The organism is Nitratireductor alexandrii (assembly GCF_004000215.1).
GTDB lineage: Bacteria > Pseudomonadota > Alphaproteobacteria > Rhizobiales > Rhizobiaceae > Mangrovimarina > Mangrovimarina alexandrii.
On record NZ_RBVY01000007.1, the window covers coordinates 121230 to 136043 of the forward strand.

A 14814-nucleotide genomic window follows, 5' to 3' on the forward strand; every position below is an offset into this window, starting at 1 on the left:
ATGACATACAGGATTTTTGGCACGATGCTGGCCGCGGGACTGGTGCTCGCAGCCTCCGAGGCGAAGGCGGAGGCCTGGTGGTCGGGCGACTGGCATTTGACCGTCGGCGTGGCGCTGTTCACCGCTCCGGATTTCGAAGGCGCCAAGGATTATCTGTTTTCGGCCTCGCCGCTGATCTCGCTCGGCCGGGCCGGCAGTGAAACCCGCTTTTCCTCGCGCAACGACAATATTTCGCTGGCGTTCATCGATACCGGCGATTTCCGCGCCGGCGCGACCGGCAAAATCCTGTTCGGCCGCGATTCCGCCGACTATGCGCCGCTTGTCGGGCTCAGCGACGTGCGCTGGGGCGGCGAGGCCGGCCTGTTCGCGGAAGCCTACCCGCTCGATTGGCTGCGCATTCGCGGCGAGGTGCGCCACGGCATCCGCTCCCATAGCGGCGTGGTCGCCGATCTTGCCGCCGACGCCTTCGTGGATATCACGCCGGCCGTGCGGCTGTCGGGCGGCCCGCGGCTTTCCTTTGCCACCGGCGGTTATTTCGACGCCTATTACGGCGTCAACGCGGTCGAATCCGCGGCAACCGGGCTGGCCGTCTACGATCCGGACGGCGGCCTCAAATCGGCTGGCGTTGGCGGCGCGGTCACCTGGAAGACGACCGAGAAGATAACCACCAGCGTGTTTGCCGAATATACGCGCCTGCTCGGCCCGGCCGCCGATTCCAGCATCGTGCGCCAGACCGGCTCGGCCGATCAGGTGTTGGTCGGCGCCTCGGCCACCTATCGTTTCGACTTTTCCATGTAGGCCTCGGCCGCCGTGCCGGGGCCCTCCGTCACGGCAGCGTGATTTCACCCGTCCGCGAAACCGACTAAGACACGCGGCCATGACACGACGCGCGCCGGCCACGCACCAAGCCCAAGCCGAACCGGGGCTGCGCCCGCCCGGCATGGCCGATCGCGTGCTGATCACCGGCGCCACGTCGGGCATCGGGCTTGCGCTCGCCAACCGGCTTTCGCAGCGCGGGCGGCTGCTTTTGACCGGGCGGAGCCCCGATGAGGCGGTGCGGTCGGTGTTGCCGGCCGATGCCGCCTATGCGCGGGCGGACCAGTCCGCTCCCGAGGCGGCGGTGGCCGAGATCGAGGCCGCGCTTGCCCGGCTCGGCTGGGACGGGCTCGACCTGGCGGTGCTCAATGCCGGCATCGGCTTCGTCGGCGATCCGGCAGACGAGCCGGCCGCGCGCCTGCGCGCCACGCTCGATGCCAATCTGGTCGCGGCCGTGCTGATCAGCCGTGCGCTCTACCCGCGTCTTGCCTTCGGCCGGGGACGGCTGGTGCTCGTCGGTTCGACGGCACGGCGCGGCGCGGCGGATTTCGCCGGCTATGCCGCCTCGAAGGCCGGCCTGCACGGATTGGCGCGCGCGCTCGCCGAGGAATGGCGCGGTCGGGTCGCGGTCAAAATCGTCCATCCCGGCCCGACGGCGACCGCGATGCACGCCAAGGCCGGCCACGATCCCGGCCGGTTTGCGCGCCTGTTCGCCTCCCCGGAGACGATGGCGATGCTGATCGAGCGTGCAGCCGGTTCGGCCCGGCCGGCAACGACGGTGTCGTTTGCTCGCTTTGCCTGGCGACGGGCGCCGAAGCCGCGATGAAACGCGCCCTGGTCACGGGAGCAACGCACGGGCTCGGTCGCGCCTTGGCCGCGCTGCTGGTCGAACGCGGCTATGCGGTGGTTGCGGTCGACCGCGTGGCGGGCGCGGGCCGGGCCGGCGTGACCGATCTTGTGTGCGACCTTGCCGATCGCGACGCCGTCGACCGGATGCTGCCGGGCCTGATAGAGGCCGGCCCGTTCGATCTCGCGTTCTTCAATGCGGGCGTCAGCGCCACCGGCCGGTTCGAGGAGATTCCGGCTGCGGCCTATCGCCGGCTTTTGACCGTGAACGCCGAAACGCCGATGGTGATGGCTGCCGCGTTGATGAAGGCCGGCGCGGTGCGCGGCGGGCTGTGCTTCGTGTCGTCGCTGTCGCATTTCACCGGTTATCCCGGCGCGGCCGCCTACGCCGCCTCCAAGGACGCGCTCGCCGTCTATGCCAGAAGCGTCCGAAAACCCTTCGCCCGCAGGGGCGTTTCGGTCACGCTCGCCTGCCCGGGGCCGCTCAAGACCGAGCATGCGGCCCGGCACGCGCCCGACGGCGCGGACGAAACCATGCGCCTGGAACCGGCCATGGCGGCGCGGGTCATCCTCGACGCGGCGATCAGCGGCCGGCGCCTGGTGGTTCCCGGACGCAGGGCGCGGCTGGTCGCGCTCGCCGGGCGCCTGCGACCGCAGGCCGTCACACGCTGGATGCGGCGTCTGGTGTTCGAGCGGCTCGGGCGCGCGGTGTGGTGAATTGCGCTCTTTATTCTCGCCGCCGGCTCGGCTAAAGAACGCCATCATGTGGAAAAGCGCTCGCCTTCGCCGGATTGCGATACGAATTACGGGCCCGGCCCTGCGGGCGGCCTGAGGCTGCCGGAAGGTCCGGGTAGTTCTGCGCCTCGCGCATCCCCTTCGTTCTTTTCAGCCCGGCCCGGGCGCCACAGCCCCGCGGCCACCGACACGGCGAGACCATGACCGACACGTCCGACAAGCTCGACTATTCCAAGACCCTTTATCTGCCGAAGACCGATTTTCCCATGCGCGCCGGCCTGCCGCAGAAGGAGCCAGAACTCGTGGCGCGCTGGCAGGAGATGCGGCTTTACAAGACGCTGCGCGAGGCGGCGGCCGGCAGGCCGCGCTTCGTGCTGCATGACGGGCCGCCCTATGCCAACGGCAACATCCATATCGGCCACGCGCTCAACAAGATCCTCAAGGACATGATCACCCGCTCCTTCCAGATGCGCGGCTACGATTCCAACTACGTTCCCGGCTGGGACTGCCACGGCCTGCCGATCGAATGGAAGATCGAGGAGCAGTACCGCGCCAAGGGCAAGAACAAGGACGAGGTGCCGGTCAACGAGTTCCGCCGGGAGTGCCGCGACTTCGCCCAGCACTGGATCGAGGTGCAGACCGAGGAGTTCAAGCGGCTCGGCATCGAGGGCGATTTCGAACGGCCCTACACGACGATGAATTTCCACGCCGAGGCGCGGATCGCCGGCGAATTGCTGAAATTCGCCATGTCGGACCAGCTCTATCGCGGCTCCAAGCCGGTGATGTGGTCGGTGGTCGAACGCACCGCGCTGGCCGAGGCCGAAGTCGAATATCACGACTACGAATCCGACACGGTTTGGGTGAAGTTTCCGGTGGCAGAAGGCGCCGATGAGCTGCTTGGCGCCTTTGTCGTCATCTGGACGACCACGCCCTGGACGATCCCCGGCAACCGTGCCGTGTCGTTTTCGCCGCGCATCGCCTACGGTCTCTACGAGGTCACCGCCGCCGAGAACGATTTCGGGCCGCGGGCCGGCGAAAAGCTGATCTTCGCCGACGCGCTGGCCGAAGAATCCTTCACCAAGGCGAAGCTGGACTATAAGCGCCTGCGCGATGTCTCCCCTGAAGAACTGGGCGCCATCACCTGCGCCCACCCGTTGAAGGGTCTCGGCGGCGGCTATGACTTTTTCGTCCCGCTGATCGCCGGCGAGCACGTCACCGACGACGCCGGCACGGGATTCGTGCATACCGCGCCCGGTCATGGCCGCGAGGATTTCGACGCCTGGATGGACGCGGGCAAGGATCTGCGCGCGCGCGGCATCGACACCGCGATCCCGTTCACCGTCGACGATGCCGGTTTCTTCACCAGGGACGCGCCGGGCCTCGGTCCGGACCGCGAGGGCGGGGCGGCGCGCGTCATCGACGATAACGGCAAGAAGGGCGACGCCAACAAGGCCGTCATCGAAGCGCTGATCGAAAAGGACATGCTGTTCGCGCGCGGGCGGCTGAAACATTCCTACCCGCATTCCTGGCGCTCGAAGAAACCGGTGATCTTCCGCAACACGCCGCAATGGTTCGTCCATATGGACAAGGATCTCGGCGATGCCACCACGCTGCGCTCGCGGGCGCTGAACGCCATCGACGCCACCCGTTTCGTGCCGGCCGCCGGCCAGACCCGGCTGCGCTCGATGATCGAGGAGCGCCCCGACTGGGTGTTGTCGCGCCAGCGCGCCTGGGGCGTGCCGATCTGCGTCTTCGCCGACGAAAACGGCACCGTGCTGAAGGACGAGGCCGTCAATGCCCGCATCCTCAAGGCGTTCGAAAACGAGGGCGCCGACGCCTGGTTCGCCGAGGGCGCCAAGGAACGCTTTCTCGGCAACGAACACGATCCGGCAAAGTGGAACCAGGTTACCGACATCCTCGACGTGTGGTTCGATTCCGGCTCCACCCATACGTTCACGCTGGAGGACCGGCCCGATCTGAAATGGCCGGCCGACGTCTATCTGGAAGGCTCCGACCAGCATCGCGGCTGGTTCCATTCCTCGCTGCTGGAAAGCTGCGGCACGCGCGGCCGGGCGCCCTACGACACCGTCATCACCCATGGCTTCACCATGGCCGAGGACGGGCGCAAGATGTCGAAATCGCTCGGCAACCAGGTCTTTCCGCAGGACGTAATGGCCAAGTCGGGCGCCGACATCCTGCGGTTGTGGGTGTCGACCACCGACTATTGGGAGGACCAGCGCCTCGGCAAGAACGTCATCCAGACCAATGTCGACGCCTATCGCAAGCTGCGCAACACGATCCGCTGGATGCTCGGCACGCTCGCGCATGACGACGGCGCGGAGGTGGCGCTCGCCGACATGCCGGAACTGGAGCGGCTGATGCTGCACCGGCTGGCCGAGCTCGACGGGCTGGTGCGCACCGGCTACGACAATTTCGACTTCAAGCGCATCGCCCGCGCGCTGGTCGATTTCATGGTCGTCGACCTGTCGGCGTTCTATTTCGACATCCGCAAGGACGCGCTCTACTGCGACGCGCCGTCGAGCGTCCGGCGAAAGGCGGCGATCGTGGTCGTGCGCCGGCTGTTCGACGCGGTGGTGAAATGGCTGGCGCCGATGCTGCCCTTCACCATGGAGGAAGCCTGGCTCGCGCGCTACACGAATGCGGTTTCAGTGCATCTGGAACAGTTTTCCGAGATCCCCGCCGACTGGCGCGACGAGGCGCTCGCGGCCAAATGGCGCAAGATCAGGCAGGTGCGTCGGGTCGTCACCGGGGCGCTGGAACTGGAGCGGGCCCGCAAGACGATCGGCTCGTCGCTGGAGGCGGCCCCGGTCGTCCACGTCGCCGACGCCGAGCTTCTGGCCGCGCTCGACGGCGTGGATCTCGCCGAGATCGCGATCACCAGCGGTGCCGAACTGGTGGCCGGTGCGGCACCCGACGGCGCGTTCGCCCTTGCCGAGGTCGATGGCGTCGGCGTCGTCTTTGCCCGCGCGGCGGGCACAAAATGCGCGCGCTCCTGGCGGTTCACCGACGATGTCGGCTCCGATCCGGACTTTCCCGACGTGTCGGCGCGCGACGCCGCGGCGCTGCGCGAGTTACAGGCGGCGGGACGATTGTGATCGGGCAGACGCGCCTGCCGGGGGCGGGCGCGTTGCTCTTGTTTCGGGCTTCAGGTAAAAGGCGGGCCGATGTCCCGTCAATTTGTTGCCGGATTTTCGGCTCAAGACGGTGCGGACGGGCAGATTTGCAAGACCAAGAGGCGGTTTGAAGTGAAAACAACTGGCGTTTTACGCACAGGCGGTCCCGCCGGGGCGAAAGTGCTGATGCTTGCCGCGGCGGCCGTTTCGCTGACGGCCTGCATGGGCGCACCGACCTACGGCACCGACAAGCCCGCCGACCAGCAATTGCTGGAGGATCTGACCGGCGTTCTGTCGCTGGGGCCGAAGGACAAGAAGACGATCCAATACAAGCCGCGTCCCGAACTGGTCAAACCGGCCTCGACCGCGAGCCTGCCGGCGCCGCAGGACGATGTCGTGACCGCGTCGAACCCGGCCTGGCCGGAATCGCCCGAGCAGCGCCGCGAGCGCATTCGCGCCGAAGCCTCGATCGGCAGCGAAGCCTATAATTTCGAACCGGAAGTGGTCGACGGTGCCGCGACCAGAAGGCAGCGTATGCCTTTAAGACATACGAAAGGCGATCCGGTCGACATCAACGGCAATTCGATCCTCGAAAACACGGGAAGCGGTCGCAAGGAATTCAACCGCCGGCTGGCGGAGAACAATCAGGGCAGCCCCACCAACCGCAAATATCTGTCCGAACCGCCGCTCGATTACCGCGCGCCGGCCGCCTCGGCTCCCGCCGGGGATGTCGGCGAGGACGAATGGCGCAAGAAGAAGCGCCGCGAGCAGGGCAGCACCAAGGGAAGCTGGAGCCTGCGCGATCTCGTGCCCTGGTGAGCGCGCGTGCCTGACGCGCCGGGGCTCACATGATCGTGACCCGCGACCGCGTTTCCAGGCCAAGTGGAAACCCGCTCGCCGTTCGGAAGCGCGTTAGGTCAATAAGTCAGAGCCGGTCTGCGGAACCGTGAAAGGCAGAACGGCGCTAATCGCGACGGTCGCGAAAAAAATCCTTCAACAGCGCGGCGGCTTCGCGTTCTGCGAAGCCTGAATAGATTTCCGGCGCGTGGTGGCAGGTGGCCGAGGCGAAGAATCGGCCGCCATGGTCGACCGCGCCGCCCTTGACGTCGGCGGCGGCGAAATAAAGCCGGCGGATGCGGGCGAAGGAGATCGCCGCCGCGCACATGGCGCAGGGTTCCAGGGTTACGTAGAGATCGGCCCCGTCGAGGCGCTGCGAGCCGGCGGCGCGGCAGGCCTGACGGATCGCGAGTATCTCGGCATGCGCGGTCGGGTCGTTCAGTTCGCGGGTGCGGTTTCCGGCCCGCGCGACGATCTTTCCGTCGGCGACGATGACGGCGCCGACCGGCACTTCGGCGCGCGCGGCGGCGGCGCGCGCCTCGGCCAGCGCCTCGCCCATGAAATCGGGACGTTTCACGGCGTCTCCATTGGATAATTCTCTCGCATGCCTTCGGGCTTGCTGATAGTTAGCCGCGCGGGACGGCTGAGACCAGAGCCAATGGAGGCACGGGCGGCCATCCCGCAGATCAGGCACGACCCGGCGATGACAGGGCGTGATCGCGTTTGGACGAGACGGCGCCATGCCCGTTACCGGTCGCGGGCACGCAACGAGAAAGCAAGACGAGACGATGTCGAAGGATGACAAGGCGGGTCGCGGCCGGCGCGACCAGGATCGCAAGCCGGGCGGCGGCGCGGGCTCCAAGCCAGGCTTTGCCAAGCGCGCGAAAATGGGCGGCCGCGGGGCGCCGGACGCAGAGCGCGAGACCGGCGAGCGGATTGCCAAACGTCTGGCGCGGGCCGGCATCGCGTCGCGTCGCGAGGCGGAAACGCTGATCGCGGCCGGGCGCGTGGCCGTCAATGGCCGGGTGCTCGACAGTCCCGCGATCAATGTCGGGCCGGCCGACCGGATCGAACTCGACGGCAAGCCAATCCCGGCGGTGGAGCGCACGCGGCTTTTTCTGTTTCACAAGCCGGCCGGTCTGGTCACCACGAATCGCGACCCGGAAGGCCGCACGACGATTTTCGATGCCCTGCCCAAGGACCTGCCGCGCCTGATCACGGTCGGCCGGCTCGACATCAACACCGAGGGGCTTTTGCTTCTGACCAATGATGGCGGCTTGGCGCGGACGTTGGAACTGCCGTCGACGGGCTGGTTGCGGCGCTACCGTGTGCGCGCGCATGGCGCCGTCGACGAGGCGCGTCTGAAGGCGCTTGCCGACGGCATCGCCGTTGACGGGGTTTTCTACGGCTCCATCGAGGCGACGCTGGAACGCCAGCAGGGCAGCAATGCCTGGCTGAGCATCGGCCTGCGCGAGGGCAAGAATCGCGAGGTCAAGAACGTGCTCGGGTCGCTCGGCCTGGAGGTGACGCGGCTCATTCGCATTTCCTTCGGTCCCTTCCAACTGGCCGACCTCGCCGAAGGCGCCGTGCTGGAGGTCAAGGGCAAGACCCTGCGCGACCAGCTCGGCGAACGGCTGATCGAGGAGGCCGGCGCCAATTTCGACGCGCCGGTCGTCACGGCTTTTTCCAACAGTCCCGTCGTCGCGTCGCCGGCCCGGCCGGCGCGCGAACCGGCCGGGCCGGGCGAGCGCCGGCGCCGCGAGCCGCTGGAGGCAGGCGAGGGCGGGCTGATCAAGTCGAAGCGCCGGTCGCGCGACGATCGCCGGGAGGGCGCGCTGTCGCGGCTCGACACCAAGCCGCAACGGAAGGATTTCGGGGCCAAGAAAACGGCCGAACCGCGTCGCGCCCGCTCGGCCAATGTGTGGATGGCGCCCGGAGCCAGACCGCCGGGCAAGGCGAAGGCGGACGAGCCGGCCGAAGCGGAGCGGCAGCGGAAGGGCACGCGCGGCGAGGCCCCGCGCAAACCTTATGCGCGGCCCGATCGGGACAGGGCCGAGGGACGCGGCGACGGCCCGCGCAAGCCTTATGCGCGGCCCGAGCGCGACAGGACCGAGGGACGCGGCGACGGCCCGCGCAAGCCTTATGCGCGGCCCGAGCGCGACAGGACCGAGGGACGCGGCGACGGCCCGCGCAAGCCTTACGCGCGGCCCGACCGCGACAGGACCGAGGGACGCGGCGACGGCCCGCGCAAGCCTTATGCGCGGTCCGAGCGCGACAAGGGCGAGGGACGCGGCGAGGCCCCGCGCAAACCTTATGCGCGGCCTGAGCGCGACAGGACCGAGGGACGCGGCGACGGCCCGCGCAAGCCTTACGCGCGGCCCGAGCGCGACAAGGGCGAAGAGCGGGGTAAGGCCGAAGGCGTCCGCCATGACGGCAAGCCGGCCGGCCCGCGCAAGGATTTCACCGGCAAGGGCAATAGCGGCAAGCCCCGTCCGCCGGGTCGGGCCGGCGCAGGGGGCAAGCCGACAGGCAGGCCCGGCGCAAAACCGGCTGACGCGGCCGGCAAGGGCGGCAAGCCCGGCGGTTTTGCCGGCAAACCCGGCGGCGGTCCGCGCAAGAGCGGTCCGCGGGTGAAGCCGAAGGCACGCTGATGCGGATTGTGGGCGGTGCACTGCGCGGCCGGCCGCTGAGCGCGCCGCGCTCGGACGCCATCCGGCCGACGAGCGACCGCGCCCGCGAGGCGTTGTTCAACATTCTCGCACACCGTTTTTCCGGCCGGCCCGAGGGCGCGCGCGTGCTCGATCTTTTCGCCGGTACCGGCGCGCTCGGCCTGGAGGCGCTGTCGCGGGGGGCGGAGTTCTGCCTGTTCGTGGAGGAGGCGGCCCCGGCGCGCGCCCTGATCCGCGCCAATGTCGAAAGTTTCGGCCTGCAGGGACGCACCAAGATTTTCCGCCGCGACGCCGCGCGCCTGGGCGAGGCGGGCACGATCATGCCCTTCGACCTGGTCTTTGTCGATCCGCCCTACGGCAAGGGGCTGGGCGAGCGCGCGATCGCGGCCGCGCTGGCTGGCGGCTGGCTCAAGCCCGATGCGCTGATCGTGCTGGAAGAGGCCGCGTCGGCCGCCTTCGCATCGCCTGCCGGCACGCAGATTGTCGAAGAGCGCCATTTTGGCGACACGATCCTTCGCTTCATGCAAGCGACCTGAGCCCTCCGCGCAAGGCGGTGCCGAAGAGTTCATCGGCGCGCCGTTCAGGCAACGGCCGCGTTGCGCTAGGCTGCGCGGGACAGATCCACGATCGAGGTGATTCATCATGCCACAGGCCCGATACCGTTTTCGACTGGCGGCCGCCGCCGTCATGTCGGGTGCGGTCATGCTTTCCGCCGCCAGCGCCGCACCGCCGGCGCCGGCTCCCAAACCGGACGGGCAATCGGCGGTCAGCCGCTTCGTGCTCGACAACGGGCTCGAAATCGTCGTCATACCCGACCGCCGCGCGCCGATCGTCACCCATATGTTGTGGTACAAGGTCGGCAGCGCCGACGAGGCGCCGGGCAAGTCCGGCATCGCCCATTTCTTCGAGCATCTGATGTTCAAGGGCACCACCAACCACGCACCGGGCGAGTTTTCGCGCCGTGTCGCGGAGATCGGCGGCCAGGAAAACGCCTTCACCTCGTATGATTATACCGCCTATTTCCAGCAGGTGACGCCCGAGGCGCTTGAGACGATGATGGCCTACGAGGCCGACCGCATGCGCAATCTCGTCCTGACCGAGGCGGTGATCGGGCCGGAGCGCGACGTCATTCTGGAAGAGCGCGGCTCGCGGGTGGAAAACGAACCGGGCGGCCTGCTGGGCGAGGAGGTCAACGCCACGCTCTACCAGAACCATCCCTACGGCGTGCCGGTGATCGGCTGGATGCACGAGATCGAGGCCCTCAACCGGACCGACGCGATCGCTTTTTACGAGCGTTATTACGCGCCCAACAATGCGGTGCTGGTGGTGGCCGGCGACGTCTCGGCCGAGCGGGTGCGCACGCTTGCCGAACGGACTTACGGCAAGGTGGCGCGCGGTCCGGCGCTGCCGCCGCGGCTGCGGCCGCGCGAGCCGGAGCAGAATACCCGGCGTACGGTGACGCTGAACGATGCGCGCGTGTCGCAGCCCTCCTTCCGCAAGGCCTGGGTGGTGCCGTCCTACGCGACCGGCGCCTCCGGGGAGGCCGAGGCGCTCGACCTTCTGTCGGAAATTCTCGGCGGCGGCGTACGCAGCCGCGCCTATGAGGCGCTGGTGGTCGAACAAGGCATCGCCTCGTCGGTGGGCGCATATTACCAGTCCGACGCCCTCGACGATACCAGCTTCGAGATTTACGGCCGGCCGCGCGGCGGCGCGACGATCGCTGAGGTCGAGGAGGCGCTGGACGCCGAAATCGACCGGATCGTCACGGACGGGGTGAGCGAAGACGAGCTTGCCGCCGCCAAGAAGCGTTATGTCCGCTCGCTGATCTTCGCGCGCGACAGCCAGCGCGGCATGGCGCATATTTACGGCGCGACCCTGACGACGGGCGGCACGATCGAAGACATCGAAAAATGGCCTGAGCGCATCGAGGCCGTCACCGCTGAACAGCTCCGGGACGTCGCGCGACGCTATCTGGTGCTCGACCGGTCGGTGGCCGGTTATCTGTTGCCGCTCGAGGAGGCCCGCCCGTGATGCTTTTCCGTCCGATGCAGAAACCGATCCTTGCCGCGGCACCGTTGCGCCCGGCCGTCATCCTTGCCGCCTGCGTCGCCGTCCTGGCGAGCGCCTTGATCGCGATCGCGCCGGCCCGGGCGGCGGTCGAAATCCAGAAAGTGGTCAGCGACAAGGGCATCACCGCCTGGCTGGTGGAAGACTATTCGGTGCCGCTGATCTCGATCCGTTTCGCCTTCGAGGGCGGCAGCACCCAGGAGCCGGCCGGCAAGGAAGGCCTGGCGAAGCTCATGGGCGGCCTGTTCGACGAAGGCGCCGGCGATCTCGAGCGCAAGGCGTTTCAGGAGCGTCTCGACGCCAGCGGCGCGGAAATGTCGTTCAGCTCGGGCGCCGACGCGTTTTACGGGTCGATGCGCATGCTCGCCGAGGAACGGGCCGCGGCCTTCGAACTGTTGGCGCTCGCCGTCAACAAACCACGCTTCGACGCGGAGCCGCTGGCGCGCATCCGCGCCCAATTGATCGCGCGGCTCAAGGCGCGCGAGCGCGACCCGGCAACCCGCGCGGATATCGCCTGGACCAGCGCGATCTACGGCGAACATCCCTATGCGCGCCGCAGCGAGGGCACGGCCGAAACCCTGGCCGGATTGACGGCCGACGATCTGGCGGCGTTTCACTCCCGCCTATTCGCGCGCGGCAATCTGGTCGTCGGCGTGGTCGGAGCGATCGATGCCGAAACGCTCAAGGGCGAACTCGACCGCGTGTTCGGCACGCTGCCGGCCGCGCCGCGGCTTGCGCCCGTCAACCAGGTCGAGCCGAAGCTTGATCAGCGCATCGCGCTCGATTTCGACGTGCCGCAGGCCTCGTTGCGTCTGGCCTATCCCGGCATGGCGCGCGACGATCCTGAATTCTTCGCCGCCTATCTGATGAACCACGTTCTGGGCGGGGGCACGTTTTCCTCGAGATTGTTCACCGAAGTGCGCGAAAAGCGCGGCCTGGCCTACGGTATCGGCTCGGGAATCGTGAACCGCGACTATTCCTCCGCGTTGATGATCGGGACGTCGACCCGCGCCGACCGCGCGGCCGAGACGCTGGCCGTCATCCGAGACGTGGTCGCGGACATGGCCGAGAACGGGCCGACCGCGCAGGAACTGGCGGACGCCAAGGCCTATGTCAAAGGCGCCTACGCGATCGGCAATCTCGACACCTCGATGGCGATCGCGCGCACGCTGGTCGATTTGCAGGTGGAGGATCTCGGCATCGACTATATCGAACGGCGCGAGGCGCTGATCGACGCCGTCAGCCTGGACGCGGTAAAAAAAGCGGCCAAACGCTTGCTCTCGGCCGAACCGGCGGTGATGATCGTCGGACCGGCGACCGGTGCCAACAAGGAGGACTGAGCGGTGCGGGATGAAGCGGGGCGGGGCGGCGGCACCGGCGGCGGGCCGACATTCGCGGTCGCCTTCGGCGGCGGCGGCGCGCGCGGCCTTGCGCATATCCACGTGATCGAGGCGCTCGACGAACTCGGCATCCGGCCGCGCGCGATCAGCGGCTCCTCAATCGGCGCGATCATGGGCGCGGGCATGGCGGCCGGCATGAGCGGGCGCGACATTCACGCCTATGCGCGCTCCATTCTCGGGCGCCGCTCCGAGGTCGCGACGCGGATGTGGCGCGCGCGGCCGGGCAGTTTCGCCGAATTCGTGTCGGGGGGCGTCCGCGTCAGCCAATTCAATGTCGAACGCATCCTGAAATCCTTCCTGCCCGACGCGATACCGGACACGTTCGAGGAGTTGTCGATACCGCTCAAGGTGACCGCCACCGACTATTACCGCCACGACCTGGCGGTGTTCGACAGCGGCGAGCTCAATTCCGCGCTTGCCGCGTCGGCGGCGATACCGGCCGTGTTCCGGCCGGTGCGGCGCGACGGACGCATCCTGATCGACGGCGGCATCTACAATCCCGTGCCGTTCGATCTGGTCGAGGGCCTGGCCGATATCGTGATCGGCATCGACGTCGTCGGCGCGCCGGCGCCCGAAGCCACCAAGATGCCCAATTCGATCGACCTGATGTTCGGCGCCACGCAATTGATGATGCAGTCGATCATCGCGCTGAAGCTGCAGTCGTCCCGGCCGGCGATCCTGCTGCGGCCGCCGGTCTCGCGGTTCCGGGTGCTCGATTTCCTGAAGATCGACGCCGTGATGGCCGACACGGTGTCGATCAAGGACGAACTCAAGCGCGCCGTCGACGTTGCGGTGGCGAAACACGCGAAAATTCCCGCCGAATAGGCCTTGCCGTTCCGGAACCGGCCTATCCGGCGGTCGCGGCCTTGCCGGTGGAAAACGGCGACTGGCCGGCCGGCGGCGGCCCGGGCAGGGGCGGTTCGGCGGGTGGATCGTCCGCGATCCGGCGCACCACCCTGAAACAGACGACGACCGCCGCCAGGCCGAACATCACCGCGCCCAGGCCCCAGCCGGCGATCACGCCCTCGGCGCCGTAGAAATGGGCGCCGGCCCACACGAACGGGATGACGCCGAGCGTCGAGCGCCCCCAGTTGAAGGCGGTCGAATAGGTCGGATAGCCGAGATTGTTGAAGGCGGCGTTGGCCACGAACAGGGCGCCGTTGAACAGAAAACTGCCGGCCGCGAACAGGCAGAAGAACACCACCAGGTCGCGTGCGCCGCCATGGGCGTTGAACAGGGCGGCGATCTGCTCGCTTAACAGCGCAAGCAACGCCCAGGCAAACAGCACATAGACCACCGTGACGATAAGGCTGCTGCGCATCGTGTCGTAGAGCCGATCGAAACGCCGGGCACCGTAATTTTGGCCAAGAATCGGGCCGACCGCGCCGGAAAGCGAGAAAATCGCGCCAAAAGCGACGGGAATCAGGCGGCCGATAATGGCCCAGCCGGCCACCGCCTCGTCGCCGAAACGGGAAATGACGCTGGTGACATAGGCGTTGCCGACCGGCGTCGCGATTTGGGTGAGCACGGCCGGAATGCCGATTGAGAAGAACGGGCGCGCCGTCGCCATGAAGCGCGTGCGGTCCGGCCAGCGGATAAGCCCATGCACGATCTGGGCGCCGTGCAGGCCGACCACGATCATCACCATGCGCGACAAAACCGTGGAAATGGCGGCGCCGTCGAGGCCGAGACCGAAGCCGAAGATCAGCAGCGGATCGAGGATCGCGGCGGCGAAGCCGCTGGTCAAGGTCACGTACATGGCGCGGCGGGCGTCGCCGGTGCCGCGCAGAACGCCGGTTAATGCCATGCCGACGCCCACGATCGGCGCCGACGGCAGCACGATCTGCAGGAAGCGCGTCGCCATGTCGAGGGTTCTGCCCTCCGCGCCGAGAAGGGCGACGAGTTCGCGCAGGAACGGCCAGGCGATCGCCGTCATCAGCCCGAGCGTGGCGGCCATGTAGACGAGCGCGGCGCCACCGGCGGCGGCGGCGTCGTCGCGCGAGCCGCGCCCAAGAGCGCGCGACACCAGCGCCGAGGTCGCGATCGTCAGCCCGATGCCCACCGAAACGGTGAAGAACATCAGCGTGGTTGCAAAGCCGATCGCCGCGGCGAGTTCCTGGACGCCGAGCAGCGAGATGTAGAACAGGTTGAGCGCGTCGACGATGAAGATCGATACCAGACCGACCGAGCCGGTGGCCGTCATCACCACGACGTGGCGCATCGTCGACCCGGTGGTGAACTTGGCCTGCGCGGGCGGCGGCGTGCCGGTTTCCGGTTCGGCGGTCATGCCGCAACCACCCGCTCGACGGG

12 protein-coding genes are annotated in these 14814 nt (G+C 68.0%); 10 read left to right on the plus strand and 2 right to left on the minus strand.

The genetic code is table 11. The features are described 5' to 3' along the window. The 5 genes from EP380_RS16390 to EP380_RS16410 all read left to right on the plus strand — a co-directional run bounded on the left by EP380_RS16390 (position 1) and on the right by EP380_RS16410 (position 6350). A complete protein-coding gene (locus tag EP380_RS16390; RefSeq protein ID WP_127599372.1) occupies positions 1–798 on the plus strand; it encodes a MipA/OmpV family protein in 798 nt (265 codons plus the stop codon). Between the two features lie 79 nt (positions 799–877). Next, complete coding sequence (locus tag EP380_RS16395; protein WP_238719889.1) at positions 878–1642, plus strand: SDR family NAD(P)-dependent oxidoreductase; 765 nt, start codon at positions 878–880, stop codon at positions 1640–1642. Then, positions 1639–2379 (plus strand): SDR family NAD(P)-dependent oxidoreductase, encoded by a 741-nt coding sequence (locus EP380_RS16400; protein WP_127599373.1) that lies wholly within the window; start codon positions 1639–1641, stop codon positions 2377–2379. Before EP380_RS16395 ends, EP380_RS16400 begins: the two co-directional genes overlap by 4 nt. A gap of 218 nt (positions 2380–2597) precedes the next feature. Beyond that, a complete protein-coding gene (ileS, locus tag EP380_RS16405; RefSeq protein WP_127599374.1) occupies positions 2598–5513 on the plus strand; it encodes an isoleucine--tRNA ligase in 2916 nt (971 codons plus the stop codon). Between the two features lie 204 nt (positions 5514–5717). Then, the gene (locus EP380_RS16410) at positions 5718–6350 is read left to right on the plus strand and encodes a hypothetical protein (protein WP_127599375.1); all 633 of its coding nucleotides are present in this window, start codon (positions 5718–5720) and stop codon (positions 6348–6350) included. Between the two features lie 145 nt (positions 6351–6495). On the opposite strand, the gene EP380_RS16415 is transcribed toward EP380_RS16410, so the two are convergent. Continuing rightward, positions 6496–6945 carry a nucleoside deaminase gene (locus EP380_RS16415; RefSeq protein WP_106570679.1) on the minus strand — a complete coding sequence of 150 codons (450 nt, stop codon included), beginning with the start codon at positions 6943–6945 and terminating at the stop codon, positions 6496–6498. Between the two features lie 211 nt (positions 6946–7156). On the opposite strand from EP380_RS16415, the gene EP380_RS16420 reads away from it, so the two are divergent. The 5 genes from EP380_RS16420 (at position 7157) to EP380_RS16440 (ending at position 13329) form a co-directional block, all read left to right on the plus strand. Next, positions 7157–9019 carry a pseudouridine synthase gene (locus tag EP380_RS16420; RefSeq protein ID WP_238719890.1) on the plus strand — a complete coding sequence of 621 codons (1863 nt, stop codon included), beginning with the start codon at positions 7157–7159 and terminating at the stop codon, positions 9017–9019. After that, positions 9019–9573: a 16S rRNA (guanine(966)-N(2))-methyltransferase RsmD gene (gene rsmD / locus EP380_RS16425; RefSeq protein WP_127599377.1), complete on the plus strand. Its 555-nt coding sequence runs from the start codon at positions 9019–9021 to the stop codon at positions 9571–9573. The genes EP380_RS16420 and rsmD overlap by 1 nt, the downstream gene beginning before the upstream one ends. Before the next feature lie 106 nt (positions 9574–9679). Then, positions 9680–11068, plus strand: a complete 1389-nt coding sequence (locus tag EP380_RS16430) for a M16 family metallopeptidase (RefSeq protein ID WP_164749888.1) — start codon at positions 9680–9682, stop codon at positions 11066–11068. Next, positions 11068–12444 (plus strand): M16 family metallopeptidase, encoded by a 1377-nt coding sequence (locus EP380_RS16435; protein WP_238719903.1) that lies wholly within the window; start codon positions 11068–11070, stop codon positions 12442–12444. Before EP380_RS16430 ends, EP380_RS16435 begins: the two co-directional genes overlap by 1 nt. A gap of 3 nt (positions 12445–12447) precedes the next feature. Beyond that, positions 12448–13329, plus strand: a complete 882-nt coding sequence (locus tag EP380_RS16440) for a patatin-like phospholipase family protein (protein WP_127599378.1) — start codon at positions 12448–12450, stop codon at positions 13327–13329. 22 nt (positions 13330–13351) lie between these two features. Here the strand turns inward: EP380_RS16440 and EP380_RS16445 are convergent, their stop codons facing one another. Further along, positions 13352–14791 carry an MATE family efflux transporter gene (locus EP380_RS16445; RefSeq protein ID WP_238719891.1) on the minus strand — a complete coding sequence of 480 codons (1440 nt, stop codon included), beginning with the start codon at positions 14789–14791 and terminating at the stop codon, positions 13352–13354. Positions 14792–14814: the final 23 nt, after the last annotated feature.

Bases quoted from the DNA above. Each gene is read 5' to 3' on its own strand.
- EP380_RS16430 (WP_164749888.1), top strand. From the start codon at position 9,680: ATGCCACAGGCCCGATACCGTTTTCGACTGGCGGCCGCCGCCGTCATG.
- EP380_RS16435 (WP_238719903.1), top strand. From the start codon at position 11,068: ATGCTTTTCCGTCCGATGCAGAAACCGATCCTTGCCGCGGCACCGTTG.
- ileS (WP_127599374.1), top strand. From the start codon at position 2,598: ATGACCGACACGTCCGACAAGCTCGACTATTCCAAGACCCTTTATCTG.
- EP380_RS16400 (WP_127599373.1), top strand. From the start codon at position 1,639: ATGAAACGCGCCCTGGTCACGGGAGCAACGCACGGGCTCGGTCGCGCC.
- EP380_RS16420 (WP_238719890.1), top strand. From the start codon at position 7,157: ATGTCGAAGGATGACAAGGCGGGTCGCGGCCGGCGCGACCAGGATCGC.
- rsmD (WP_127599377.1), top strand. From the start codon at position 9,019: ATGCGGATTGTGGGCGGTGCACTGCGCGGCCGGCCGCTGAGCGCGCCG.
- EP380_RS16445 (WP_238719891.1), bottom strand. From the start codon at position 14,791: ATGACCGCCGAACCGGAAACCGGCACGCCGCCGCCCGCGCAGGCCAAG.
- EP380_RS16390 (WP_127599372.1), top strand. From the start codon at position 1: ATGACATACAGGATTTTTGGCACGATGCTGGCCGCGGGACTGGTGCTC.
- EP380_RS16395 (WP_238719889.1), top strand. From the start codon at position 878: ATGACACGACGCGCGCCGGCCACGCACCAAGCCCAAGCCGAACCGGGG.
- EP380_RS16410 (WP_127599375.1), top strand. From the start codon at position 5,718: ATGCTTGCCGCGGCGGCCGTTTCGCTGACGGCCTGCATGGGCGCACCG.